At 72.9% G+C, this 24,828-nt stretch carries 20 protein-coding genes; 16 read left to right on the forward strand and 4 right to left on the reverse strand.

From position 1 onward, the window contains the following. Nucleotides 1-45 precede the first annotated feature (45 nt). Complete coding sequence (locus OG500_RS37120) at nucleotides 46-1,413, reverse strand: RICIN domain-containing protein (RefSeq protein ID WP_327071288.1); 1,368 nt, start codon at nucleotides 1,411-1,413, stop codon at nucleotides 46-48. A gap of 432 nt (nucleotides 1,414-1,845) precedes the next feature. Here OG500_RS37120 and OG500_RS37125 point away from each other — a divergent pair, with 432 nt between their 5' ends. From OG500_RS37125 to OG500_RS37155, 7 genes are all read left to right on the forward strand, one after another. Then, nucleotides 1,846-2,145 (forward strand): WXG100 family type VII secretion target, encoded by a 300-nt coding sequence (locus tag OG500_RS37125; RefSeq protein ID WP_327071289.1) that lies wholly within the window; start codon nucleotides 1,846-1,848, stop codon nucleotides 2,143-2,145. Between the two features lie 106 nt (nucleotides 2,146-2,251). Continuing rightward, nucleotides 2,252-6,667, forward strand: coding sequence for an FtsK/SpoIIIE domain-containing protein (locus tag OG500_RS37130; protein ID WP_329587025.1), 4,416 nt, complete (start codon nucleotides 2,252-2,254; stop codon nucleotides 6,665-6,667). Further along, a complete protein-coding gene (locus OG500_RS37135) occupies nucleotides 6,667-6,942 on the forward strand; it encodes a hypothetical protein (RefSeq protein WP_327071291.1) in 276 nt (91 codons plus the stop codon). The genes OG500_RS37130 and OG500_RS37135 overlap by 1 nt, the downstream gene beginning before the upstream one ends. A 21-nt stretch (nucleotides 6,943-6,963) precedes the next feature. Next, entirely contained in the window at nucleotides 6,964-8,484 is a 1,521-nt protein-coding gene (locus OG500_RS37140) for a hypothetical protein (RefSeq protein WP_327071292.1), read from the forward strand. Between the two features lie 14 nt (nucleotides 8,485-8,498). Then, nucleotides 8,499-9,224, forward strand: a complete 726-nt coding sequence (locus OG500_RS37145; protein WP_327071293.1) for a hypothetical protein — start codon at nucleotides 8,499-8,501, stop codon at nucleotides 9,222-9,224. Then, entirely contained in the window at nucleotides 9,221-9,946 is a 726-nt protein-coding gene (locus OG500_RS37150) for a hypothetical protein (protein WP_329587029.1), read from the forward strand. The genes OG500_RS37145 and OG500_RS37150 overlap by 4 nt, the downstream gene beginning before the upstream one ends. 46 nt (nucleotides 9,947-9,992) lie before the next feature. Beyond that, complete coding sequence (locus OG500_RS37155; protein ID WP_327071295.1) at nucleotides 9,993-10,682, forward strand: response regulator transcription factor; 690 nt, start codon at nucleotides 9,993-9,995, stop codon at nucleotides 10,680-10,682. Here the strand turns inward: OG500_RS37155 and OG500_RS37160 are convergent. Further along, a complete protein-coding gene (locus tag OG500_RS37160) occupies nucleotides 10,585-13,473 on the reverse strand; it encodes an AfsR/SARP family transcriptional regulator (RefSeq protein ID WP_329587032.1) in 2,889 nt (962 codons plus the stop codon). The genes OG500_RS37155 and OG500_RS37160 overlap by 98 nt on opposite strands. A gap of 551 nt (nucleotides 13,474-14,024) precedes the next feature. On the opposite strand from OG500_RS37160, the gene OG500_RS37165 reads away from it, so the two are divergent. The 7 genes from OG500_RS37165 to OG500_RS37195 all read left to right on the forward strand — a co-directional run bounded on the left by OG500_RS37165 (nucleotide 14,025) and on the right by OG500_RS37195 (nucleotide 20,825). Beyond that, nucleotides 14,025-14,786, forward strand: a complete 762-nt coding sequence (locus OG500_RS37165) for a DeoR/GlpR family DNA-binding transcription regulator (protein ID WP_327071297.1) — start codon at nucleotides 14,025-14,027, stop codon at nucleotides 14,784-14,786. Nucleotides 14,787-14,962: 176 nt separating this feature from the next. Continuing rightward, nucleotides 14,963-16,327: an ABC transporter substrate-binding protein gene (locus OG500_RS37170; protein ID WP_327071298.1), complete on the forward strand. Its 1,365-nt coding sequence runs from the start codon at nucleotides 14,963-14,965 to the stop codon at nucleotides 16,325-16,327. A 140-nt stretch (nucleotides 16,328-16,467) separates the two neighbouring features. Further along, nucleotides 16,468-17,304: a carbohydrate ABC transporter permease gene (locus tag OG500_RS37175; protein ID WP_442907165.1), complete on the forward strand. Its 837-nt coding sequence runs from the start codon at nucleotides 16,468-16,470 to the stop codon at nucleotides 17,302-17,304. Then, complete coding sequence (locus OG500_RS37180; protein ID WP_442789293.1) at nucleotides 17,301-18,173, forward strand: carbohydrate ABC transporter permease; 873 nt, start codon at nucleotides 17,301-17,303, stop codon at nucleotides 18,171-18,173. Before OG500_RS37175 ends, OG500_RS37180 begins: the two co-directional genes overlap by 4 nt. A 28-nt stretch (nucleotides 18,174-18,201) precedes the next feature. Continuing rightward, the gene (locus OG500_RS37185; protein ID WP_327071300.1) at nucleotides 18,202-19,191 is read left to right on the forward strand and encodes a zinc-dependent alcohol dehydrogenase family protein; all 990 of its coding nucleotides are present in this window, start codon (nucleotides 18,202-18,204) and stop codon (nucleotides 19,189-19,191) included. Continuing rightward, a complete protein-coding gene (locus OG500_RS37190) occupies nucleotides 19,188-20,174 on the forward strand; it encodes a carbohydrate kinase family protein (RefSeq protein WP_327071301.1) in 987 nt (328 codons plus the stop codon). The genes OG500_RS37185 and OG500_RS37190 overlap by 4 nt, the downstream gene beginning before the upstream one ends. A 123-nt stretch (nucleotides 20,175-20,297) precedes the next feature. Further along, on the forward strand, nucleotides 20,298-20,825 hold the full coding sequence (locus tag OG500_RS37195) for a hypothetical protein (RefSeq protein ID WP_327071302.1): 528 nt from the start codon (nucleotides 20,298-20,300) through the stop codon (nucleotides 20,823-20,825). Nucleotides 20,826-20,911: 86 nt separating this feature from the next. On the opposite strand, the gene OG500_RS37200 is transcribed toward OG500_RS37195, so the two are convergent. Next, nucleotides 20,912-21,286 (reverse strand): hypothetical protein, encoded by a 375-nt coding sequence (locus OG500_RS37200; protein ID WP_327071303.1) that lies wholly within the window; start codon nucleotides 21,284-21,286, stop codon nucleotides 20,912-20,914. Nucleotides 21,287-21,532: 246 nt separating this feature from the next. Here OG500_RS37200 and OG500_RS37205 point away from each other — a divergent pair, with 246 nt between their 5' ends. After that, on the forward strand, nucleotides 21,533-22,726 hold the full coding sequence (locus OG500_RS37205) for an FAD-dependent oxidoreductase (RefSeq protein WP_329587042.1): 1,194 nt from the start codon (nucleotides 21,533-21,535) through the stop codon (nucleotides 22,724-22,726). Between the two features lie 257 nt (nucleotides 22,727-22,983). Continuing rightward, nucleotides 22,984-23,250 carry a hypothetical protein gene (locus tag OG500_RS37210; RefSeq protein WP_329587044.1) on the forward strand — a complete coding sequence of 89 codons (267 nt, stop codon included), beginning with the start codon at nucleotides 22,984-22,986 and terminating at the stop codon, nucleotides 23,248-23,250. Nucleotides 23,251-23,316: 66 nt separating this feature from the next. Here OG500_RS37210 and OG500_RS37215 read toward each other — a convergent pair whose 3' ends face one another. Then, complete coding sequence (locus tag OG500_RS37215) at nucleotides 23,317-24,756, reverse strand: carboxylesterase/lipase family protein (RefSeq protein WP_327071305.1); 1,440 nt, start codon at nucleotides 24,754-24,756, stop codon at nucleotides 23,317-23,319. Nucleotides 24,757-24,828: the final 72 nt, after the last annotated feature.

A 24,828-nucleotide genomic window follows, 5' to 3' on the forward strand; every position in this document is an offset into this window, starting at 1 on the left:
CTGCGCAGCTCCTGATCGGCTTCGGCTGCGGTGTGGGGCGGCGGTTCAGGACCGCTTGAAGACCTCGGCTCCGCTCTGGTCGCAGGGGAGCAGCTGGATCCCCGTGCCGCCGTTCACCTCGCCCACGCACAGGTTGGCGTGCGTGGTGTAGACGGTGTCGCCCTTGGGGGCGAACTGCTGGGCGGGGTTGCCGCTGCAGACCGCGATCTGCACGACGGTGCCTGCCGTGGCGGCGCCCCAGGCGGCGTCCATGCAGAGGCCCTTCGTGCGGATCGTCCCGTCCGCGGCGACGTCCCACTGCTGGTTCGCGTCGCCATCGCATGCCAGGAGGACCAGCGGGGTGCCGTCCGTCCCTGCCGATCCGCTGAGGCACTTGCCGGTGGCGGGGTTCACCAGCGTGCCCGCCTTGCCTGCCTTGCCCGTCGCGTTGGCGCTGCCCGTTGGCGCCGCGCTCTTCGTCGGCTTCGGCGTGGTGGTCCCGCGTGATGCCCGCTGGTTGTCCGATGCCTGTGCCACGGGGGCGGTGGGCGTCGAGTTGCCCTTCAGCGTGAGCGCGAGCGCACCGCCCACCAGGCAGGTGACGACCACCGACGCGACGACGGCCCACCGGCGGGTGAACCGCCGCTCGCGCCGGGGGCTTTCGGGTGCGCTCGCGCCGGCTGGGGAGCGGGCCGGACGGGGGACGGCCTCGGCCTCCTCCTGGGCGGGCGCGTCCCAGGCCGACTCCGGGCGAGGGGTCACGGGCTCGTCCAGCAGGCCGGTGTCCACGGCGCCGGTGGAGTCGATGGTGAAGCGCCAGCGCGGATGCTCGACCCGGCCGAGGACGACCACCGACCAGCGCCCCTGCGGATCGTCGGCCAGCCGGTAGACGGCCTCGCGGTCCCGGCCGCGGGGCAGGCCGGCCAGCAGCGCCACCCCGCCGTCCTGGTCGGCCAGGGTGGCCTCGCCGTCGACCAGGGCCGGCGTCTCGCTCGACCGGAACCGCTCCGCGCTACCGGAGGTGAACCCGATGCGGACCACCTGCACGGTCCGTGACCACGGGCTCGTGGTGAGCTCGCGGGTCCAGTCCTCGGCCAGCGCCCTGGCCCGTCGGGCGTCGCCTTCCAGGCTGATGATCCCGCCCACCTGACCGAGGTTGAGCAGCACGAAGCCCTCACGGGTGGTGCCGAGCGGGACCAGCCGTGGATACGGTTCCTGCAGCGACTCGGCCACGCTCGCGCTCTGCAGCCCGCGCAGCTGGGCCTGCCAGGTCAGGCCGTCGGGACCGGCGGTCCACCCGGCGGGGGGCCGCTCGTCGGGGGTCTTCAGGTGGAGTCGGACGGTGTCGGGCCCGACGACGATCACGTGGGCCACCGGAACGCCGCGGTTCTCGCGGTCGCAGGCGGTGGCCAGCACGCGCACGACCCGGTCCACGGTCCACAGACCGTGATCGGCCCGCGGGGTCGACGCCGACCGCGGCTTAACCCTGCGCGAACTGATCATCCTGGCAAGCCAGTTGCGGCGGCGAGGGACGCGATCGGCGGATCGGCTCGGCAGTGTCACCATGTCTCCTCGGCTGTGGGTGGCCGGTCGTGGTCGTGGACACCCCGCCCCCACGGCGGTGTCCGGCCCGTCGGGAGACGCCGCACGCCGACCGCCGGGTGGGGCCTTTCGGTGTGTTCCCCGAACCTTGGCTACCCGTCAGGGAGGTGTCAACGCCGGACACCTGGCGGCCGTGGGCCCCTGGGCCCACGGCCGCAGCGGGGGTTCTGGACCGTCACGGGGTGCCTTCCTAGCATCGAGAACGTCCGTGCCGAACGTGTCGATGCCTACCGGGACGCTCGGCGACACCAGAAGGGACACACCATGGCGAATCTGAACGTCACCTACCAGGAGATGTCGGACACCGCGACCACGATGCGCAACAACAAGGCCGACATCGACGACAAGCTCAATCAGTGCAAGAGCATCGTCGACAACCTGACCACCAACGGCTTCGTCACCGAGCAGGCGTCGGGCAAGTTCGACGAGGTGCACACCGAGTTCAACACCTCGGCCACTCAGGCGATGGAGACCCTGGACCAGCTCTCGCAGTGGCTCGACAAGGCCGTGGCCGCGATGCAGGACATGGACACCCAGCTCTCCGGCTCCCTCAACCAGCAGTAGCCGGCCCGGTGCCGGCTCCGAGCCGGCCGGCACCGTACGCGCGCCCCGCGCCGGCCGTGCCGTCGGCGCGGGGCGCCTGGACTCTTGAGGGGTTGGGACCATGCCCATGATGATCACCATTGCCCGGCGTCCGGACTGGTCGGCCGACGTGGTCGTGGACGCCGATCCCACCACGCTCCTGCGCGACGTCGTGAAGAACCTGCTGGACAGCGTCGACGTGTCGCAGGCCCTGCCGACCGGCGACCCGGCCAGGACGGCGGTCTATCTCGCCGATCAGTTGCTCGACCTCTCCCAACCCCTGGCGGGCAGCGGGATCCACGACGGGACCGTCCTGTGGCTCGGCCGGCCCGGCCCGGCGCCGAGCCGCCGCGCGGGCCTGGTCACCATCAGGGTGGTGGCGGGCGTCGGCGCCGGACGGGTCTGGTACCTCGGCGCGGGTGAGCACCGCATCCGCTCCGGTGCCCAGGTCACCAAGGGCGGTGACCCGGCGGCGGCGGTCGCCGTCGTCCGGGTGACCCTGGACGCCACGGTGCACGTCCGCGCTCTGGCCCCCGCCGCCCTGCTGGGCCGCGCCCCACTGCCCGACCATGAGGTCCCCTGGCGGGAGACGGTCCAACTCCTGGTCGGGGACACCATCATGGAGGCGCACCGGGTGCTGCGCCCGGACGCCGTCGTCGAACCCTCGCACGATGGCGAGTACCTGGACTACAACCGCCCCCCTCGACTGCTCCCCCCGGTGCAGCGCACCGCGTTCCGCCTTCCGGTCCAGCCCAGGCCGTCGGCCCAGAACGCGCTGCCGTGGGTGGCGGCCGGTCTGCCCGCCGTCGGCGGCGGCGCGATCGCGATGATGACGCACAACCCGATGTTCCTGATGATGGCGGCGATGTCGCCGGTCATGATTGTCGCGAACTGGTTCACCGGGCGGCGTCAGGGCCGGCTCGGGTACCGGCGGCAACTGACCGAGTACCAGGCCCAGCTGGCGGCCACCGAGGCCGAGATCGCGGCGGCACTGGACCAGGAACGCCTGGACTGCCGCGCCGCGAGCCCGGACCCGGCCGAACTGCTCGTCATCGCGACCGGCCCGCGCGCCCGCCTGTGGGAACGCCGCCGCACCGACCCGGACCACCTGCTGGTCCGGGTCGGCATCGCCGACCTGCCCACCCGGATCGTCGTGGAGGAGGGCGAAGGCACCGAGCGCCACCGCGAACTGCGGGCGGTGCCGGACGTCCCGGTGGCCTTCTCCATCGCGCAGACGGGAGTCGTCGGCGTCGCGGGGCCGGACGGATGGCCGCGCCGGATGGCACGCTGGCTGGTCGGTCAGCTCGCCGTGCTGCAGAGCCCCCGCGACGTGCAGCTGTACATCCTGACCGACCCGGCGGGCGAGCCCCTGTGGCAGTGGGCGGCCTGGCTGCCGCACACCCGTCCGCTGCTGGGGCAGCAGGCCCTGGCGCTGGTGGGCGCGGACGCCGAGACGCTCGGCCACCGGGTCGCCGAGCTGGTCGAGCTCATCGGCGCCCGCCAGCAGGTGCGGCTCAACGCCGGCGCCGGGGCCGCCCTCGCCGACCCGGACGTCATCGTGGTGATGGACGGCGCCCGACGGCTGCGGGCGCTGCCCGGAGTGGTGACGGTCCTGCAGGAGGGGCCCGCGGTCGGGGTCCACAGCATCTGCGTGGACGCCGACGAGCGCACCCTGCCGGAGGAGTGCGCGACCGTGATCGTCGGCGCCGAGGGGCGGCCGGCCGCCCTGCGCCGGCAGCGCGCCGCGCAGATCGACGGCATCCTCGCGGACGAGGTGGCGGACAGCTGGTACGCGGGGACCGGGCGCCGGCTGGCGCCGCTGCGCGATGTCAGCGAGAACCAGGGCGAGGCCGCGCTGCCCGGCTCCGCGCGTCTGCTGGAGGTTCTCGGGCTCCAGGACCCGAGCGCCGCCGCGATCTCCACCCGGTGGCGCTCGTCGAGCCGCAGCACCAAGGCCGTGGTCGGCTACTCGCTCAACGGCCCGTTCGCCCTGGACCTGGTCAACCACGGCCCGCACGGCCTGGTGGCGGGCACCACGGGCTCGGGCAAGTCGGAGTTCCTGCAGACCCTGGTGGCCTCCCTGGCCGTGGCCAACCGCCCCGACGCGATGACCTTCGTCCTGGTCGACTACAAGGGCGGCGCCGCGTTCAAGGACTGCGTCGAACTGCCCCACACCGTCGGCCTGGTGACGGATCTGGACACGCATCTGGTCGAGCGGGCCCTCACCTCGCTGGGCGCCGAGCTGACCCATCGCGAGCACCTGTTGGCCGCCGCGGGTGCCAAGGACCTGGAGGACTACCTCGACTACGCCCTCCGCCGGCCCGAACTGGCCCCCATCCCGCGCCTGCTGATCGTCATCGACGAGTTCGCGTCCATGGCGCGCGAGCTGCCCGACTTCGTCAGCGGTCTGGTGAACGTCGCCCAGCGCGGGCGCTCGCTGGGCATCCACCTGATCCTGGCGACGCAACGCCCCTCCGGCGTGGTCTCGGCGGAGATCCGTGCCAACACCAACCTGCGGGTCGCGCTGCGGGTGACCGACGCCGGCGAGAGCACCGATGTCATCGACGCGCGGGAGGCCGCGAGCATCTCGGCGGCGACCCCGGGGCGGGCCTACGCCAGGCTCGGGCACAGCTCGCTGATCCCGTTCCAGACCGGCCGGGTGGGCGGCCGTCGCCCGCTGGCCGACCGGGCGGCAGCGGCGGCGCCGCCGTTCCTGCAGCCCGTCTCGTGGCTGGACCTCGGACTGCCCGCGCCGCAGCGCCCGCCGAGCGCGGCCGAGACCGACGAGGTGACCGACCTGTCGGTCCTGGTGACGGCGATCAGGCAGGCCAACGACCTGCTGGGCATCGCCCCGCAGCGCCGGCCGTGGCTGCCGCCGCTGCCGCTGTCGCCGGTGGTCGAGCTGGCGGTGGATCCGGTCGGTGGTGCGCGGGGCAATCCGTCGTTCTCCTGGGCGGTCCAGGACCTGCCCGCGCAGCAGCGCCAGGAGCCGGTGACGGTGGACCTGGCCACCTTCGGGCACCTGCACATCATCGGCGCCCCGCGCTCCGGGCGCTCCGCCGCCCTGCGCACCTTCGCGGCGGCGGCGGCCAGCGCCTCCAGCGTCGCCGACCTGCACCTGTACGGGCTCGACTGCGGCAACGGCGCCCTGCTCCCGCTCACCAGGCTGCCGCACTGCGGCGCGGTGGTGCAGCGCTCGGAGACCGAACGGGCCGCCCGGCTGCTCAAGCGCCTGCACGCCGAGGTGCAGAACCGTCAGCGACTGCTCGGCGAGGGCGGCTTCGCCGATCTGGCCGAGCAGCGCGCGGCCGGGCACGAGGGCGAGCGGCTGCCCCACATCGTGCTGCTGCTGGATCGCTGGGAGGGGTTCATGGGAACCCTGAGCGAGTACGACAGCGGGGCGCTGACCGACCTGGTCCAGATCCTGCACCGCGAGGGCGCCAGCGCCGGTGTGCACGTGGTCATCGCCGGCGACCACATGCTGCTGAGCGGCCGGATGAGCTCACTGTGCGAGGACAAGCTGGTGCTGCGACTGTCGGACCGCACCGATGCGAGTCTGGCCGGGCTGAACTCGCGGAAGATCCCGGAGAACCTGCCGCCGGGGCGCGGCTACCGCGCGGTGAGCGCGGTCGAGACCCAGGTCGCGCTGGTGGCGGCCGACCCGGCGGGCCCGGCCCAGGTCGCCGCGGTGCACGCGCTGGCGGCCCGGCTCGTCGAGCGGGAGGCGGGCGTGGCGAAGTCGGCGCGGCCGGCCCGGATCGCGGTGCTGCCCACCCAACTGCCGTTCGAGCAGGCGTGGGAGATGGTCGGGACGCCGGCCCCGATGTGGGCGCTGATCGGGGTCGCCGGCGACGACCTGGAGCCGGTCGGGGCCGACCTGCTGGGCGATCAGCCGACCTTCCTGGTCGCCGGGCCCTCGCGGTCCGGGCGCAGCACGGCACTTGGCGTCATGACGGAGTCGCTGCTGCGCGGCGGGGCCGAGGTGGTCATCGGCGCCCCGATGAACTCCCCGCTGCGCGGCTTCGCGGGGCGGGCCGGCGTGCGCGGTGTCATCACCAGCGAGGAGCCCACCGAGAGCGAGTTCGCCGAGCTGCTCGACCCCGGCGACGGTCCGGTGGTGCTGGTGGTCGACGATGCCGAGGCCTGGCGCGAACTGCGCTGCCGGGACTGGCTGAAGGCCTACGTCCGCAAGGCCTCCGGCAGCAGGCGGGGCCTGATCATCGGCGGCGAGGTCGCCTCGGTCGCGACGGGCTTCTCCGGCTGGCAGGCGGAGGTCAAGAAGAACCGGCGCGGCGTGCTGCTGTCGCCGCCCAACATGAGCGACGGCGATCTGGTGGGTGTGCGGCTGTCCCGCTCGCAGACCGCCGCCAGGGTCGTGCCGGGCGCGGCCCTGGTGCATCTGGGGAGCGGCAGCCTGCTGCCCGCCCGGATCCCGCTGCCGGCGTCCGCGCCGCCCGCCCATCCTGCCCACGACAACCCCGTCCACGACAACCGGGAGCAGTAATGGCAGACCTCGTGGTGAAGGACCTGCAGGACCTGGTCAACGACCTCAACTCGCTGATCGGCCAGTTCGAGGGGGCGCTGGACTTCCAGAACGACGACAAGGGGCTCTGGGGTCAGCTCAACGCCAACCTGTCGATGGGCGACTTCGCCGACAACTGGACCGTCCACCGCGACGCGATGGTCAAGGACATGAAGACCCTGCGCGACAAGGTGACCAAGATCGACGCCGCGTGGACGCAGGGAGACCAGCAGCTGCTGGACTCGTTCCAGAGCTGACGAGCCGGGAAGGAGGACCGAATGAGCATCAGGCATCTCGACTGGTCGCCGTTGGACCGGGACTCGGACCCCGTCCACGCCGACCCCGACGTGGTGGTCGCGGCACAGAAGCGCTACGCCCTCATCGCCACGACCATCGACGACGCGACCGCCAAGCTGCAGCAGATCGTCAGTACCAACAGCGACAGCCTCGCCGGCAAGTACGTCCAGGGGCTGAAGTCCGAGGCGAGTTCGCTGAACGACAGACTCAGCAAGGCCGCTGTGCGGTACCACGACGTCGCCAACGAGATCAACAAGTACGAGCCGGACCTGGACCAGGGGCTCAGCGAGACCGCCGGTGCGCTGACGGACGCCGAAGCGGCCAAGAACGCCCAGACCAAGGCGAACGGCATGCCGGATCCGCAGAAGAGCTCGGACGGCACCACCACCCCCGCGGAGCAGCAGAAGGGCACCGACAAGAGCAAGGCCCAGTCCGACGCGAACGCGAGCATGACGGCGGCGAAGACGCGGCTCAACAACGCGCTGGACGCGCTCAACGTGGCCGGCAAGCGCTTCGGCGACGCGGTCAGCGCCAGGAGGTACGACGACGGGCTGACCGACTCCTACAAGGACAAGCTCGACGCCGTGATGGCCAAGATCAGCCAGATCTTCGCCATCATCGGCATGATCCTGGGCGCCCTCGCGATCCTCATCCCCGGCGTGGACGTGCTGGTCATCGCCGGAGTGGTGGCCGGCGCCGTCACGCTGATCGCCAACGTCGTGCTCTACCACGACGGCAAGGGCAGCGTCGTCGACGTCGTCCTCGGGGTGATCGGGCTGGGCATGGCGGGCCTCGGCGCCGTCGTCTCGCTGGTGGGCAAGGGGCTGTCCGCCGGTGCCAAGGCCGCCGCCGCCCTCGGCGGCAAGACGCCCAAGCCGATCGTGACCCAGGGGGGCAACAACATCCAGATGGTGCCGCTGCGGCCACCCGGCGGCGGCGGAGGTGGCGGTGGTGTCCCGAACTTCTCCCGGCCGTTCGGGCCGGGCAACACGCCGCGCCCCATCCCGAACTTCTCCAGGCCGCTCCCGAAGCCGGGCAACACGCCGGGCAACGTGCCGGGCCGCCCGGTCCCGAACTTCTCCAGGCCGCTCCCGAAGCCGGCGCCGAACGCGGCCAGCGACTGGCAGAACCTGTCGGACTGGTTCAACAACCCGGCCACCAACTGGGTGCTGGGCAAGCTCGGCGTCATCACCCCCGACACCGGGTTCTGGGCCTCGGCCTGGGCCCAACTCAAGGGCGCCGGCGACATGTGGGCCACCCTGCTGACCGATCCGGCGAAGTTCGGCAAGGACTTCGCGAGCATCATCACCGGTCTGAAAGGCCCCCTCGACCTCGCGGCCATCATGAAGGCGGGCGGCCTCGGGGGCATCTCGCCGCTCTGGTTCGCCTGGGGCGGCCTGAACGGCGCGTTCGGCATCGGTGCCGGATTCATCTACACCGGCGGGCGTCTGATGGGCTGGATCCCCGCGGTCAACCCGCCGGGCCAGGTGCCCGCCACATGAGTGAGGGAGGGACGATGAACGACGATCTGCTGGCGCTGACCCGGCTGCCGTGGCACTGGGAGTGGGTGCCGGCCCTCGGAGCGGGCGAGCCGGAGCGCGAGACGTGGACCGAGCACCTGGTGGCGCTGTTCGAGCAGTGGACGGGCGAGGGCCTGGTCGCCGCGCGCGCGGCCTGGCCGGCCGATGCCGGGGCGGAGTTCCCCTTCACCTCGGACCTGCTGGGACGGGACGCCGCCCGCTGGCTGCTGGAACGCGCGGACCAACTGCCCGCCTGGTCCCGGCTGGCCTGGGGTGCGGTGTTCGTGGGCGGCCGGCCCAGGTGGGCGCCGGTCCCGGTCGTCGTGGACTTCTCCGGGCCGGTGGCGGGGGATCCCAACTACCTCATGCACCTGGTCGGGGCCCGCGGCACGGAGGGCGACGCACGCGAGCCCGCCGTCGACTACGTGACCACCCCGATCGGTGACGGGTTGCGGGTGTTCGCGCTGTGCCGCAGCGCGGAGGGCGCCGCCTACGCGCGCGTCAACGCCGCGCTCCGCCTCGACGTGCCGCCGACCGGCGGCGCGCCGGGCGTCGGCATCGACGTCCTGCTGACCACGCTCGTCTTCGAGATGGGACTGATGGCCTTGATCGGCAATGGAGTCGAGCAGTTGATGCAGCAGATCGCCGACGAATGCGCTCCCGCCGACGCGAGCCCGGCCCGCCTCGGCTTCGTCGCTGCCGCCGAAGGGGGAGCGCCGTGATCGACTTCGAACTCGTCCTCCCCGACGGCTGGGTGCAGATTCCCACCACACCGGACACCACCACGCTGCGCCGCCGGATCATCGACGACGTGATCCGCCACCACCTGCCCGACTCGCTGCCGCGGGACAAGGCGGGTCCGTGGCGCCGGATGCTGCGCAAGGAGCTCACCGAGGCGACCGACGAAGCCGCCCGGCAGAGTGCTCGCTCGGTGTTCCTGCCGCTGCAGGAGTTCAGTGGCATCCGGCTGCCCGGATCGATGCTGGTGACCGTCCTCGAAGGCGAGGACGAGAGCGAGGACGCGGAACAGCTGCTGGCCTCCATCCTCGCCGACGCGGGGACCGAGGGGACCTATCTGGAGATCGGCGGCGCTCCGGCGGTGCGGGTGGCCTCGGTCGTCGACAGCAGTCGGGTCCGGCGCAAGGCACCGTCCTGGCGGGTCTCGTACTACGTGTCCAACCCCGACGCGCCCGGGGTGTGGGGGCTGCTGACCTTCACCGTGCTGACCGACGGCGATGTCGCCGCCGAGCCGGTCCAGGCCGTCGTGCTGCTCTTCGACATGATCGTGGCGACGCTGCGCTGGGCGGACCGCACCGACGTCCCCACCGAGGACGAGGTGCTCGACCAGCTGGCCCAGGTCGCCCAAGCCGCCCAGGTGTCCGAAGCGGCCCAGCAGTCGGGGGAGGGCGCGCCGTCCGGCGAGCCGAGCCCCAACGCCGTCTGAACCGGTCCTGAAGGATGTCTGAACCCGGCTCCGCCACGCTGGGCGTATGACACTCGTCGCCACCCCAGTGCCGGCCGGTTCCACCTGCGTGCGGATCGCCATCACCAGCCCGGACATCCTCGCCCAGATCCGGCAGGTGTTCGCCAGCAAGAACCTGGCCGTCGACATCGTCCGAATGCCCTACGTCGAGGTCACCGTCAGACCGGCACCCGGGCCGGTCGCAGCGGTCGCCGTGGCCGCCACCGGCCGGTCCGCCGTGGCGACCGCGCCGGAGCGGGTGGCCGGCCCCGTCGCCCCGGCCGGTGTGCGGGCCGCTCGCCGGCTGTGCGCGGAGTACCGGCTGAGCGTGGTGGAGGTCGGCGGCCGGTCGGTGGCCGAGGACCCGGCCCCCGAGACCCGGCCCCGCCTGGCCGCGCTGCCGGACACCGGGGCCGACAGCCCGGTGGCCGCGCTGTCGCGGCGTCAGCACGAGGTGATGGCCCTGGTGTCCCGCGGCGCGCGCAACGCCGAGATCGCCGCGCGACTGCACGTCAGCGAGAAGACCGTGAAGAACCACGTCAACCGGATCTTCCGAGCCCTGGGGGCGGGCAACCGGGTCGAGGCGGTGCTGATCTGGCAGCAGCACCGGCGAGGCGGGACTATCCGGCGCGACGCACCCGATCCCCGGCGCGACGCATCGGACGCCCGGCCGTCACCGGTGGGGGATCGGCATCCAGCACCCGCAGGAACTCCGTGACCTCGGCGGTCTCCTCGGCCCCCAGCTCCTGCAGCCGCAGCAGCGCCCGGCCCGCCAGGCCGCGCGTCGCCCGCCGGGCCGGGCCCGAACGGTGCACCCGGGCGAGCGCGAACAGGGCCAGCGCCTCGTGGTAGCGGTCGCCGCCCGACTCGGACAGCGAGAGCGCGTCCGTCAGGTACCGCAGTGCCTTCCCGGTGTTGGCGAGCCCGTGTTCCGCCACGCCCAGGTTGATCAGGATGTTGGCCTCGGCCGGCACGTTGCGCCCGCTGCGCGCCGCGGTCAGGCCGGGCCTGCCACAGCGTAACGACTCCTCGAACTCACCCATTTCGGCGTGCAGTTCGCACAGGACGTCGAGGCAGCGCGCCTCGTGGTACCCCGACCCGACGCGGTGCGCCAGGTCCAGGGCCGCTCGGGCGTGGGGCAGCGCGGCCGTGTAGTCCTTCGCCCCCCGAAGCGCGGCGGCCAGACTGCTCAGAAGACCGGTGCGCAGCACGTCGTCGTCGAGATCCGCCAGCAGGCGCAGGCCGTGCTGGAGCCGGTCCACCGCGGCACCGTGACGGCCCAGTCGCGTGTGGGCCACGCCCAGGTCGCCCAGCAGGAGCGCCTGGGCCCGCCGGTTCCCGGCCAGCTCGGCGCTGCGCAGTGCGACCAGGAGGAGGTCCACCCACGGCCGGGCCTGCCCGGCGGTGGAGAAGTAGTCGAAGAGCAGGTGGGCCAGCTGCCAGGCCTGCTCGTGACAGCCGATCCGCTGTGCCGTGCGCACCAGCGCGGCGACGTTGTCCCGCTCCTGTGCGCACCAGGCCACGCGTTCCCGCTGCTCGTCGAGGCGCGACGGCCCGTGGCCGTCCGCGGCCGGACCGGCGGGCGCGAGCCCGGCCCAGTGGCCCCCGTTGTCCCGCGTCAGGGTTCCCACGTACCACCGCAGCAACCGCTCCAGGGCCGCTCGACGCGTGGTGCTCGTCCCGTGGCCGCGGGACACCTCCTCGGCGTAGATGCGTGTCAGGTCGTGCATCCAGTAGCTGCTGCCGGTGGTCTCCACCAGGTGCTGGGCGGCCAGGCTGCGCAGCGCCGTCGCCGCGGCCGGCGGCGTGACGTCCAGCAGCGCGGCGGCAGCCTCCATGCGGATGCCCACGCCCGGGAACAGCCCGAGCGTGCGGAAGGCGTGGGCGGCCGTGGCGTCGAGCCCGGCGTAGGACCAGGAGAGCACGCCGCGCACCGAGGACAGCTCGTCGTCCGGGATCTGCAGGGCGTCGAGCCGGCGCCGCACGTCCTCCAGGTCGGCGATCAGGTCGGCGATCCGCGAGCGGGGGCCCGCGGTCACCTGCTCGGAGGCGATCCGCAGCGCCAGCGGCAGGTGGTCGCACAGGTCGGCGAGGCGCCGTGCCGCCGAGGGTTCGGCGCCGACCCGGGCACTGCCGATCGCGTCGCGGAGCAGTCGCAGCGACTCCTCGGCGGTGAACGGGGACAGCGACACCCGGCGGGCCGCGTAGCGGACCGCGAGGCCGCTGAGCCGGTTGCGGCTGGTCACGACGGTGAAGGAGGGGCCGCCGCCCGGCAGCAGGTCCTCCACCTGGTCGGCGGAAGCGACGTTGTCCAGCACGATGAGCATGCGCCTGTTCTGCACGATGCTGCGCCACAGCGCGACCCGTTCCTCCTGGTCCGCCGGGATCTTCCCGGCGTTCAGCGAGGTGAGCAGGTGGTGCAGGGCGTCCACGGGGGAACTGGCCGGGTGCTTGGGGTCGAAGCCGCGGAGGTTGAGGTACAGCTGGCCGTCGGGGTAGTCGGCGGCCAGCAGATGACCGCAGTGGACGGCCAGCGCGGTCTTGCCGACCCCGCCGACTCCGACGACCATCACGATCTGCGGGCACCCGGCCTCGTCGGCCCCGCCGCCACCGCTGGCGGTGCGTGCCGCGTCCAGCACCTGTCGGACCGACCCGGCACGCCCCACGAACCCGCCGACGCCGCGCGGCAGTTGCGCCGGCCGGGGGACAGGCGCGTGCGCCGGTGCGACCGCCTCGCCACGCGGACGGGCGCCGGCCCCGGCGTTGTCGGACAGGATCGACGCGTACAGGGCCTGCAACTCGGCCGACGGGTCGATCCCCAGCTCCTCGGCGAGCAGCCTGCGCAGCTCGTGGTACTGCGCGAGCGCGTCGGCCGTCCGGCCGCTGCGCCGCAGCGCCGTCATCAGCAGGGCACGCAGCCGCTCGTGGTACGGGCTGTCCGGCACGTGGCCCGTCAACTGATCTGCCACCGTGGCCGGTTGCCCGAGTTCCAGGAGAAGTTCGGCACGCTCCAACAGCAGCCGCAACCGCAGCTCGGCCGCCCACGTGCGGTGCTGGGCGGCGAACGGACCCGGCAGGCCGCCCAGTGCGGAGCCCGGGTGCCAGCGGGCCAGTGCCCCGTCCAGGGCGGTGACCGCGGCGGCGGGGTCCTGCCCGGCCCGGCTGTGGCGGGCCCGGTCCGCCAACTGCTCGACCACGCTGATGTCGAGCCGGCCGGGGGCGAGATGGAGCGCATAGCCCGGCCCTGAACTGGTCAGCGGGTCGCCCAGACCCTTCAGCGCGCGGCGCAGGCCGGAGACGTAGGTGTGCAGGATGCCGGCCGCGGTGGCCGGGGGAGCCTCGCCCCAGATGGAGTCGATCAGATCGTCACGGGAGACGACACTGTCGGTCCTCAGTGCGAGAACAGCGAACACCGCGCGTTGCTTCGGCGAGCCGAGAAGCAGTTCTCGCCCCTGGGCGTAGGCGCGCAGCGGTCCGAGAGTCTCAACCCTCAGGCGGTCGTTCTCCACGACGGTCTCTCCCTCGGAGAAAGCAGAGTTCCGGCGCGGGGTGGGGGCGTTGTTCCGGCTCTGCGTAGCCTGGTGGTGCGATGAGGACGTCCGGCGCCCGGGCGACCACGGCCGTGCGCGTGGGTCTGCCGGGCGCTCCGGAGCCAGGTCCGCAGTACTGTCTCCGGGAGTGGTCCCGAGGTGGTCCTGAGATCGTCGGCCACCAGAGCTGGGGCCGGCCCGGACCATCGGGGTCCGAGTGTCGTCGGTGTCCGACACCGGGGTCAAGCCCCGTGACCGTGCCTTTCCCCTGCGCAGGATGACCGGATCCGCACCGATCCAGGCGCTGTTGTGCCGGATCGGGAGCCGGAACCCGGTCATTCGGGCATCGCAGAGCGGCCGCAGAGCAGGCTTGTGCCGCTGACCTGCAGTCATCTCCACCGGGAACGGGCATGATTCGGGCCTGATCCGGTCGGCCGTGGAGCTGTCCGTCGTTCCGGCACGGGGGTATAAATCTTCCACGGGCGCATTTCGGGCTTCCGATGTCCGAACGGGCGGAGGGAGATCGGGAGATGCAGGCAGCGGAGCGGCAACACCGGATCCTGGTCCTGGCCCGCCAGGAGGGGCGCGTCGAGGTCACCGCCGCGGCCGCCGACTTCGACGTCGCGGTGGAGACCATCCGGCGCGACCTGAGCGAGTTGGAGCGCAGGGGGCTGGTCCGCCGTACCCACGGCGGCGCCTACCCGGTCGAGAGCACCGGCTTCGAGACCGACCTGGCGCAGCGCGTCACCCGGCACGTGGAGGCGAAGCGCCGGATCGCGGCTGAAGCCGTCAAGCTGGTGGGCGAGGCGGAGAGCGTCTTCGTCGACGAGGGCTACACCCCGCAGCTCCTCGCCGCGCTGCTGCCGGGCGACCGTCCGCTGACCGTGGTGACGGCCTCGCTGTCGACCGCCGCGGCGGTGGCCGACTCGGCCAACATGACCGTCCTGCTGCTGGGCGGCCGGGTCCGCGGCCGGACCATGGCCACCGTGGGCTCCTGGGCCTGCGCGATGCTCTCGGGCTTCGTCATCGACCTGGCGTTCCTGGGGGCGAACGGGATATCCCGCGACCTCGGCCTGACCACGCCCGATCCGGCGGTGGCCGACGTCAAGGCCAAGGCCCTCGAGGTGTCCCGCAGAAGGGTCTTCATGGGTCACCACAGCAAGTTCGGGGCCAGCAGCTTCTGCCGTTTCGCCGAGGTCGGCGACTTCGAGACCATCGTCACCGACACCGAACTGTCCAGCGCGGAAGCCCACCGCTACGCCTTGCTGGGACCGCACGTCGTCCGGGCCTGAGGCACCGGTCCCGAGAAAAGCCCCGCGTTCGAAGACCAGCACGCCCCGGGCGCCACCGGCCGGTGGCCGTGGCGCGGCTGCCGCCGTCTCCGCAGGACGCACGGCCGCCGCCCCGGTCGCCCGTGCCCCGAACCGGTCCCACCCGACCGGGTTCGCCGAGAAAGGGAACACGCACCATGACGATCAGACAGACGGTCCTGCGCGCCACCGTGCCGCTGGGCCTGGCAGCCCTCTGCGGAGCCACCCTCGCGGGATGCAGCGGCGCCGGTGGCGCCGGCGGCGGCTCGCAGGCGCACGCCATCAACGTGCTGATGGTGAACAACCCGCAGATGGAGGACCTGCAGAAGCTGACGGCGGCCAACTTCACCAAGACCACCGGCATCAAGGTCAACTTCACCGTGCTGCCGGAGGACGACGCCCGGGACAAGTTCACCCAGGACTTCTCCAGCCAGTCCGGCCAGTACGACATCGCGACCATCAGCAACTACGAGGTCCCGTTCTACGCGAAGAACGGCTGGCTGGCCTCGCTCAGCGGGCACGCGAGCAGCGACAGCGGCTTCCAGCAGAGCGACATCCTGCCCACCATCCAGCAGGCGCTGACGTACAACGGCCAGATCTACGCCGAGCCGTTCTACGGCGAGTCCTCGTTCCTGATGTACCGCAAGGACGTCTTCGCGGCCAAGGGCCTGACCATGCCCGCCAACCCGACCTGGGAGCAGGTCGCCGACCTGGCGGCCAAGGCCGACGGGGCGCAGCCGGGCATGAAGGGCATCTGCCTGCGCGGGCAACCGGGCTGGGGCGAGGTGATCGCACCGCTGACCACCGTGGTCAACACCATGGGCGGCACCTGGTTCGACCAGAACTGGCAGGCCCAGCTGACCGCGCCGGCCTTCACCGCCGCCACCGACTTCTACGTCAACCTGGTGAAGTCCCACGGTGAGGCGGGCGCGCCGCAGTCCGGCTTCACCGAGTGCCTCAACGACATGGAGCAGAGCAAGGTCGCCATGTGGTACGACGCGACCTCGGCGGCCGGCTCGCTGGAGGCCTCCGACTCACCGGTGGCGGGGAAGATCGGGTACGTGCCCGCGCCGGTCGACCAGACGAAGAGTTCGGGCTGGCTCTACACCTGGGCCTGGGGGGTGCAGAAGGCCAGCAAGCACCAGGACGACGCGTGGAAGTTCATCTCCTGGGCCTCCGGGCAGGGCTACGAGAACCTGGTCGGCCAGAGTCTGGGCTGGTCCCGGGTGCCGGCCGGCAAGCGCGCCTCGACGTACCGCAACCCGAGCTACGTGGCCGCCGCCTCGGCGTTCGCCCAGGCCACCGAGACCGCACTGACCAGCGTCGATCCGCAGAACCCGGGAGTGCAGCCGCGGCCCGCGCCGGGCATCCAGTTCGTCGGGATCCCCGAGTTCACCGATCTGGGCACCCAGGTCTCGCAGCAGATCAGCGACGCGATCGCGGGCCGGACCAGTGTGGACCAGGCGCTGAAGAACAGTCAGGCGCTCGCCGCCAAGGTCGGCGCCAAGTACGCCGGTCACTGACGGAGGCACCCTTGAGCACCCTCTCGATCCTTCGCAGCCGGCGCCCCTCGGAGGCGTTGCGGCCCGGCGCCCCGCCGGTGAGCCGCCGGCCGCGGGGCGCCTGGTCCCGCCGGGCGCCGCTGCTGCCGGCGCTGGTATTCATGATCGTCGTCACCCAGCTGCCCTTCGTGGGGACCCTGGTGATCTCGTTCATGCGCTGGAACGCGCTGGAGCCGGACGACCGCGGCTTCGGCGGCCTGGCCAACTACAAGGCCGCGTTCGAGGATCCGGCGCTGCGCTCGTCCATCAAGACCACGGTCCTGCTGACCGCCGCCGTGGTCCTGGTGAGCCTGCTCCTGGGGCTGGTGCTGGCGCTGCTGCTCGACCGGCGATTCCGTGGCCGCGGCATCGTGCGCACGATGCTGATCACGCCCTTCCTGGTGGTGCCCGCGGCCTCCGCGCTGCTCTGGAAGCACGCGATCTACAACGCCTCCTACGGTCTGCTGAACGGCACGCTGACCTGGCTCTGGAGCCTGTTCGGCAGCACCCGCGCACCACAGCCGGACTGGCTCTCGACCACGCCGCTGCTCGCGGTGGAGGCCTCGCTGATCTGGCAGTGGACGCCGTTCATGATGCTGATCCTGCTCGCCGGACTGCAGAGCCGGCCGATGGACGTGGTCGAGGCGGCCCGGGTGGACGGGGCGAGCACCTGGCAGGTGTTCCGCTACCTCACCTTCCCGCACCTGCGCCGCTACCTGGAGCTGGCCGCACTGCTCGGCAGCATCTACGTGGTGCAGAACTTCGACGCGGTCTTCACGCTGACCTCCGGCGGGCTGGGTACCGCCAACCTGCCCTACACCGTCTACCAGACCTTCTACCAGGGCCACGACTACGGCCAGGCCTCCGCCGAGGGCGTCCTCGTGGTCATCTGCACCATCCTCCTCGCGACCTTCGCGCTGAGGACCGTCTCGTCGCTGTTCCGGGAGGAGTCACTGTGACGGCCGCGACCACCACCCTGTCCGCCCCGCGCCGTCGTGCCGCCGCGGCCCGGCGGGGCGGCGCCCTGCTCGGGCTGCTGGCCTGGGGCTGCGGGGTGCTCTTCTTCCTGCCGTTCGCCTGGATGGTGCTCACCTCGCTGCACAGCGAGTCGGCCGCGGCCACCAACCCGCCCAGCGTCGGGGCCGGGCTGACCCTGCAGGGCTACCGGGAGTTCTTCGGCGCCGGCACCGGGGTGAGCCCGTGGCCGCCGCTGATCAACTCCCTGACGGCCAGCGTGGCTTCGACGCTGCTGGTGCTGCTGCTGTCGATCCCCGCCGCCTACGCGCTGTCGATCCGGCCGGTGCGCAAGTGGACCGACGTGATGTTCTTCTTCCTGTCCACCAAGATGCTGCCGGCCGTGGCGGGCCTGCTGCCGATCTACCTGATCGCCCAGAACGCCGGCATGCTGGACGACATCTGGCTGCTGGTCATCCTCTACACCGCGATGAACCTGCCGATCGCGGTGTGGATGATGCGTTCCTTCCTGGCCGAGGTGCCCAGGGAACTGCTGGAGGCGGCCTCGATCGACGGCGCGGGGCTGCTGACCACGCTGGCGCGGATCGTGGCTCCCGTGGCCATGCCGGGCATCGCGGCCACCGCGCTGATCTCCTTCATCTTCAGCTGGAACGAACTGCTGTTCGCCCGGGTACTGACGGGCGTCGTCGCCGGCACCGCACCCGTCTTCCTCACCGGCTTCGTCACCAGCCAGGGCCTCTTCCTGGCGAAGGTGTGCGCCGCCGCCGTCTGCATCTCCGTGCCGGTGCTCGTCGCCGGCTTCGCCGCCCAGGACAAGCTCGTCCAGGGCCTCTCGCTTGGGGCAGTCAAATGACCGGTCAGATCGTCTCGGGGGCGGTGCGGTGAAGGCCGCCGTCATCAGCGCACCCGGTGTGGTGACCATGGAGACCGTGGCGGATCCGGCACCGGGCCCGCGGGAGGTGGTGGTCAAGGTGGCGGCCTGCGGTCTGTGCGGCACCGATCTGCACATCCTGCAGGGCGAGTTCGCGCCCACCCTGCCCATCGTCCCGGGCCACGAGTTCGCCGGGGAGGTGGTCGCCGTGGGCACCGGCGTCGGTGAGCTGGCGATCGGGGACCGGGTCGCCGTCGACCCCTCGCTGCCCTGCCACGAGTGCCACTACTGCCGGATCGGGCGGAGCAACCTGTGCGAGCACTTCGCCGCGATCGGGGTCACCGTCCCGGGCGCGGCCGCCGAGTTCGCCCTCGCCCCGGCCGCCAACTGCGTGCGCCTGCCGGAGCACGTCCGCACCGAGGACGCCGCCCTCATCGAACCGCTCTCCTGCGCGGTGCGCGGGTACGACGTGCTGCGCAGCCGGCTGGCCAGCAACGTGCTGATCTACGGCTCCGGCACCATGGGTCTGATGATGCTGGAGCTCGCCAAGCGCACCGGGGCGGCCAGCGTGGACGTGGTCGACATCAACAGCGAACGGCTCACCGCCGCCCGCCTGCTGGGCTGCACCAACGCCGTCGCCGACGCCGCGGAGATCGAGCGACCGCGCGGTTGGGACGTGGTCATCGACGCCACCGGCAACGAGCGGGCCATCCAGGAGGCCCTGGGCCGGGTCGGCAAGGGCGGCACCTACCTGCAGTTCGGCGTCGCCGACTACGCCGCCCGGGCGACGATCGAGCCCTACCGGATCTACAACCAGGAGATCACCATCACCGGCTCGATGGCGGTCCTGCACAGTTACGAGCGCGCGGCGGAGCTCTTCGCCGCCGGGGTGCTGGACCCGCAGGTCTTCATCAGCGACCGGCTCCCGCTGGCCGACTACGCCGCCGCGCTGCGGCGCTTCCAGGCGGGCAAGGGCCGGAAGATCGTCATCACGCCATGAGCACCCGAGCACCCCTGCCGCGCGCGGAACCGTCGGCCCTGGTCATCGGCGAGGCGCTCATCGACATCCTGGCCGCACCGGACGGCCGGCGACGCGCCGTCCCCGGGGGCAGCCCCGCGAACGTGGCGCTCGGGCTGGCCAGGCTCGGCCACCCGGTGCGGCTGGCCACCCGGGTGGGCGGCGACGAGTACGGCCGCATGCTGCGGCGCCACCTCGGCGAGAGCGGTGTGCGACTCACCGACGGATCGGTCGTGGACGCCGCGACGTCCACCGCCACCGCCGTCCTCGACGCCGAAGGCGTGGCGAGGTACCACTTCGACGTCAGCTGGAGTCTGCCACCGGTGGCGACCGACCCGGCCGCCACCGGCCAGGTCGCGCATCTGCACACCGGGTCGATCGCGGCGCTTCTTTCCCCCGGCGCCGAGCAGGTGGTCGCGGCCGTACGGGCGGTGCGCCCGGGCGTCACCGTCTCCTACGACCCGAACCTGCGCTCCGCGCTCCTGGGCCCCGCGGCGCGGGAACGGCCGCGGGTCGAGGAACTCGTGGCCCTCAGCGACGTGGTGAAGGCCGGCGACGAGGACCTCGGCTGGCTCTACCCCGGCCACGACCCCGGCGCGGTGGCCGCACGGTGGGCGCGCAGCGGCCCCTCACTCGTGGTGCTGACCCTCGGGGCCGGCGGCGCACGGGCCTTCTGGCGGCACGGTGGCCACCGGGTCCGGCCGGTGCCGGTCAAGGTGGCGGACACGGTCGGCGCCGGCGACGCCTTCATGGCCGGCCTGCTCAGCGGGTTGCTGCGGGCCGGGCTGCTGGGCGGCGCCCGGGGGGAGCGGGTGCCCGCCCGCGACGAGCTGCGGGCCGCCACCGGCGCGCGGCGGCTGCCCGCTCCGGTGGTCGAGTCGCTCGCCCTGGCAGCCCGTACCGCGGCCCTCACCTGCACCCGCCCGGGCGCCGACCCGCCGCGCCGTGCCGAGCTCCTGGACTGATCGCCGAAACGCGTCTCGACGTCGGGCGCGCGTCTGCGGGTGCTGGCGCGGCGGCATCCCCGTAACGTCGCTGTGAGGAGTGGTGGCATCGGTGGGACGCAGGGACAGGGAGAGGCGAGGAACATGACGATCGGCGAGCCCGCGCGACGTGACGTGCCGAACGCCGGATTCGTCCGGCGGTGGCAGCAGGCGGTGGACACCCACCTGCCGCCGACCAAGCGCTCGCTGCTGGTGACCTGGGTCTCCTTCGGCGCGACCTTCGGCACGACACGGCTGATCACGCACGGCATCCGGGGCGGCTGGCTGCCCTGGGGGAACGTCTCGGCGGGCGGCAGGCACCTGCACCACTACAACTTCGGCATCGCCGCGCTGGCCGGCGTGGGACTGGTCGCGGTGCGGGGCGACCGGCAAGCCGTCGGGCATCCCGCGGTCGCCGCCGGCTACGGGGCCGGCACGGCGCTGATCGCCGACGAGTTCGCCCTGCTGCTCGACCTGCAGGACGTGTACTGGGCGAAGGAGGGCCGGGTCAGCGTGGACGTGGCCTTCGGGGTCCTGGCGGCGCTCGGTACCTACCTGACCGCCGTGCCGTTCTGGCACGAGGTCGTCCGGATCACCCACCAGAGCGCCCTGCGGCGGCTGGGCGTCCGGTGACAAGCCGTGAAGGCCGGGCACCGGGCGGGCGGTCGGTGAACGAGCGACGGCGCTGCCCCGGTGCGCGGTCCTGAGGCCCGCCCGCCTCAGGCCGGGCGCTCGGCGTCGAGGCGCATCTGCTCGCGCCGCGTCTCCTCGGTGATCTCCAGGCGCCGCACCTGAGCCTCGATCTCGGCCTTGCGCACCTCGGCACGGGCCTCGATCTTCGCCTTCGCGACCACGCTCACCGCGGTCGCCGCCGCACCGAGCCCGGTCGCGATCTCCGTCAGACTTACGGGCAGGGCGCCCATGGGGCCGGGGACTGCTCCCGGTCCGGGACGGGTGGGCTGACAGGCCGGGGACGGGGCGTCGGTCCCGCTCGTCAGGTCGACGACGGCGCCGGCGCCGTCCGGGGAACCCTCGTCGACCAGGTCGAGAGGCTGCTCGTCGGAGGCGGGGCCCTGGTGCGGATCGGCTGACATGGCGTCAGTGTATCGGTGGGTGTGCCGTGCCGGCCGTCGCGTGCAGCCCACCAGCTGTGCCCCGGGCAAGGGCCGTCGCCCGGGGGCGTGCTAGGGTCGGCGGCGCTGGATGGAATGCGCGAAAAATTCGCTCCTGAATGGTGTTTCTGAGCGGCGCCCCACGTGGTGTTCGTCCCTCGTCGAGGGACCCGGTGCTTCCTTCGTTGTCATGAGCGAAGGCAGAGGACTGTGCACTTTCCGTATCGTGTGATCATCATTGGCGCTGGGCTGGGTGGACTCGCGCTGGCCCACGGCCTGCGCAAGCAGGGCATCGACGTCGCCGTCTACGAACGCGACGCCCACCCCGGGGCCCGTCCCCAGGGCTACCGCATCCAGCTCGACGAACCCGGCCTGACCGGTCTGCGGGAGTGCCTGCCCGCCGCGCTCTTCGAGCTCTGCCTGTCGACCGCCGGCGCGCCCCCGGCGCGGGTCTCGGTCCGCAACCGCCGGCTGGACGTCCTGGCGGACAAGGCCGCGGCGCACAGCTCCGCCGCTGCCGACGTGTCGGGCCCGCGCGCCTTCAACCGCCCGACGCTGCGTCAGATCATGCTCCTGGGACTCGACGGCCAGGTGCACTACGGCGCGCGACTGGTGGGCTACGGGCACGACGCCGACGGCAGGGTCACCGCGCGCTTCGCCGACGGCCGGACCGCCACCGCCGACCTGCTGATCGGCGCCGACGGCGTCAACTCGGCCGTACGCGGGCTCCTGCTGCCCGGGGCCCGGGTCGAGGACGCCGGGCTGCGGCTGGTCTACGGCAGGATCCCGCTCGACGGAAGCACCCGGGCACAGCTGCCCTCCTGGGTCTTCGAGAGCATCTTCACCGTCGTCACCGGCGGCCCGGGCCAGCCGCACCTGGGCCTGGGCCCGGTGGAGTTCGGCCGCCGACCCGAGGAGGCGGGCCGGGCGCTGACCCCGCCCGTGGACCTGTCCCCGGTCGGCGACTACGTCGCCTGCCTGGTCGGCGCTCCGGCCGACCACCCCGCGATGCCCCCCTTCGCGGAGCTGCGCACCCTCGCTCCGGCCGCGCTGCGCGACCTCGCGCTGCGGTGGACGGGTGAGGGCTGGCACGAGGATGTCCACGGCCTGCTGGCGCACTGGGACACCGACTCGCTCTTCCCGTTGCGGATCTCCACCGCCGCCCCCGTGCCGCACTGGCAGCCCGGGCCGGTGACGCTGATCGGTGACGCGATCCACGCGATGAGCCCGGTCCTGGCGATGGGCGCCAACACCGCCGTCCGCGACGCCGGCGAGCTCACCCGGGCGCTGGCCGAGGCGGCGGGCAGGGGCGAGCCGTTCGTGCGGGCCGTCGGCCGGTACGAGAACCGGATGCGGGAGTACGCCTCCCGGATCGTGGCCGACTCCCGGCAGACGGGGCAGCAGCGGGTCGGTCAGCGGTAGCGCTCATCCTGGGGACCGGGCGCGGCGCCGCTTACCGGCTCCGGCGAGCCCTGGCTATCCACTGACGCTCTCGCACCGCGGCGATTTCCGGATAGCGCCCGTGCCGGTCCTTCGATCATCCTTGCCAGGGACACGGCACCGGCTGACGGTGCGTCTGCTGGGGCCGTCCGCCTCCCGGGGCGGACGGGCCCTTCGCGCGCGCCTTCGTCGGTCGGCGTCCGTACCTTTCACCCGCCGTGGCCCCGTGGGGCATCGGCATGAAGACGAGTGGAGAGACCATGTTCGGCGGAACGGCCAAGTTCATCGTTGCCGCGGCGATCGCCGCAGGAGTCGTGGCACCGGCGGGTGCGTCCATCCAGCAGGCTGCGGGCGGGGTCGTGCACCGGGTCGCCCACATGTCCCTGGACCCGGACGACAACAGCTGGAGCGCGCCCGCGCCGCAGCAAGTGGTGCCCGACGCAAGCGGGTCGGCCGGTCCCACGGGGGGCGTTGCCCAGGCGGCCGGTGACGGCAGCTGGGCGTAGCAGCTGGGCTGGGGAGGGCTGGGCCGGGGCTTCCCGGGTGCGCGGTGCGAGGGCGGACGGGGACGTTCAACCACCCAGAATCTCCGCCGCGGGTCGTCGCGGGTCGTAGCCGGCCCAGCCCGGGTCCCCGCTGCGGGCGAAGGCGGTCCAGGCGCCGTGGATGTGGGCTGCGAGTCCGGTCGGGGCGGGGCCTGGGCCGAGCAGGCGGGTGTCGGCGTGGAGCCAGGGCTGGTGGGCGTGGTCGAACACGAAGGGCAGTTCGACGGTGTGGGCGGCGCCGAGTCGTCGGCCGAGGGCTGTGGAGCGGTACGCGAACGAGTAGAGGTGCGTGCGGCCGCCCGAGATCCGCGCGTGGGCCCGGGCCATGCGCGCCGTGCCGGTCTCGAACAGGGCAGCTCCGAGCAGGGCCGAGCGCAGTTCGCCCGGCGTGTCGTCGGGCCTGGCGGTGCGGAGGGCGGCGAGGGCGGTGTGCGGGTGGGTGTGCAGCCGGGTGGCGAGGGTGAGCAGGTCGGCTTCGGTGGTGGACTCCAGGGCGTCCTGCGGCACGAGGTAGAGGTGTCCCTCCTGGGTGTTGGTGCCGATGAGCAGGTCGACGTCGCGGGCCGGGCCCTGGGCGAGGGCGTCGGCGGGCTGGACGGGCAGCACCAGGCTGAACGGGCTGAGCCCGGCCAGCGGGTCGGTGGCGGTGGCGGTGTGCAGGTCGAGGCCGGCCAGGGCGGGCAGGATCGCCAGGAAGCGCTCGTCGGGGATCGGGGCGAACGCCTCAGCGGTAGGTTCGATGCCCAGGGCCGCGGCGGCCCGGGTGGTGACGCGTCGGGCCTGTTCCGGGGTGAACGCGCCGGTGCCGTTGCCGCTCTGGATGATCGCCCGCTGGAACAGGCCGGCTGCCTGTGGTGCGGCGAGGAGTGCGCCGGTGAGGGTGGCGCCCGCGGACTGGCCGAAGACGGTGACGTTGCCGGGGTCGCCGCCGAAGGCCGCGATCGTGTCGCGCACCCAGCCGAGTGCGGCGAGCACGTCGAGCAGCCCGCGGTTGGCGGGGGCACCGGGCAGATCGAGGAAACCGGGAATGCCGAGGCGGTAGTTGACCGTGACGAGGACGATGCCGTCGCGGGCGAAGGCGCTGCCGTCGTAGAGCCTGGCGCGGTTCGAGCCGGTGACGAAGCCGCCGCCGTGCACGAAGACCATGACGGGGCGCCGGGCGTCGTCGGCGGCGGGCGTGTGGACATCGACGCTCAGGTACTCCGCGCCGGGCACCCAGCCCGGTCCGAAGTAGGGGGTCATGTCGAGCCGGCCGAAGCTGCGGGCCGGTTGGGGAGCGGTGGGGGAGGGCCGGGTGGCGTCGCGGACACCGGACCAGCCCGGGTGCGGTGCGGGCGGGGCGAAGCGGCCGGCGCCGGTGGGTGGCGCGGCGTACGGGATCGCGCGGTAGCGCTCGCCGGTTGCGTCACGCAGGCCGCGCACGGCGCCCGCCGGGGTTTCGACGACTGGAACTGCCTGTCGGGGCACGGGAGATACTTCCTTTCGGGAGGGTCGTCACAGGGGTCGTCAAAGGGCCGTCGGAGAGGTCAGGAGAGGTCA

The organism is Kitasatospora sp. NBC_01250 (assembly GCF_036226465.1).
GTDB lineage: Bacteria > Actinomycetota > Actinomycetes > Streptomycetales > Streptomycetaceae > Kitasatospora.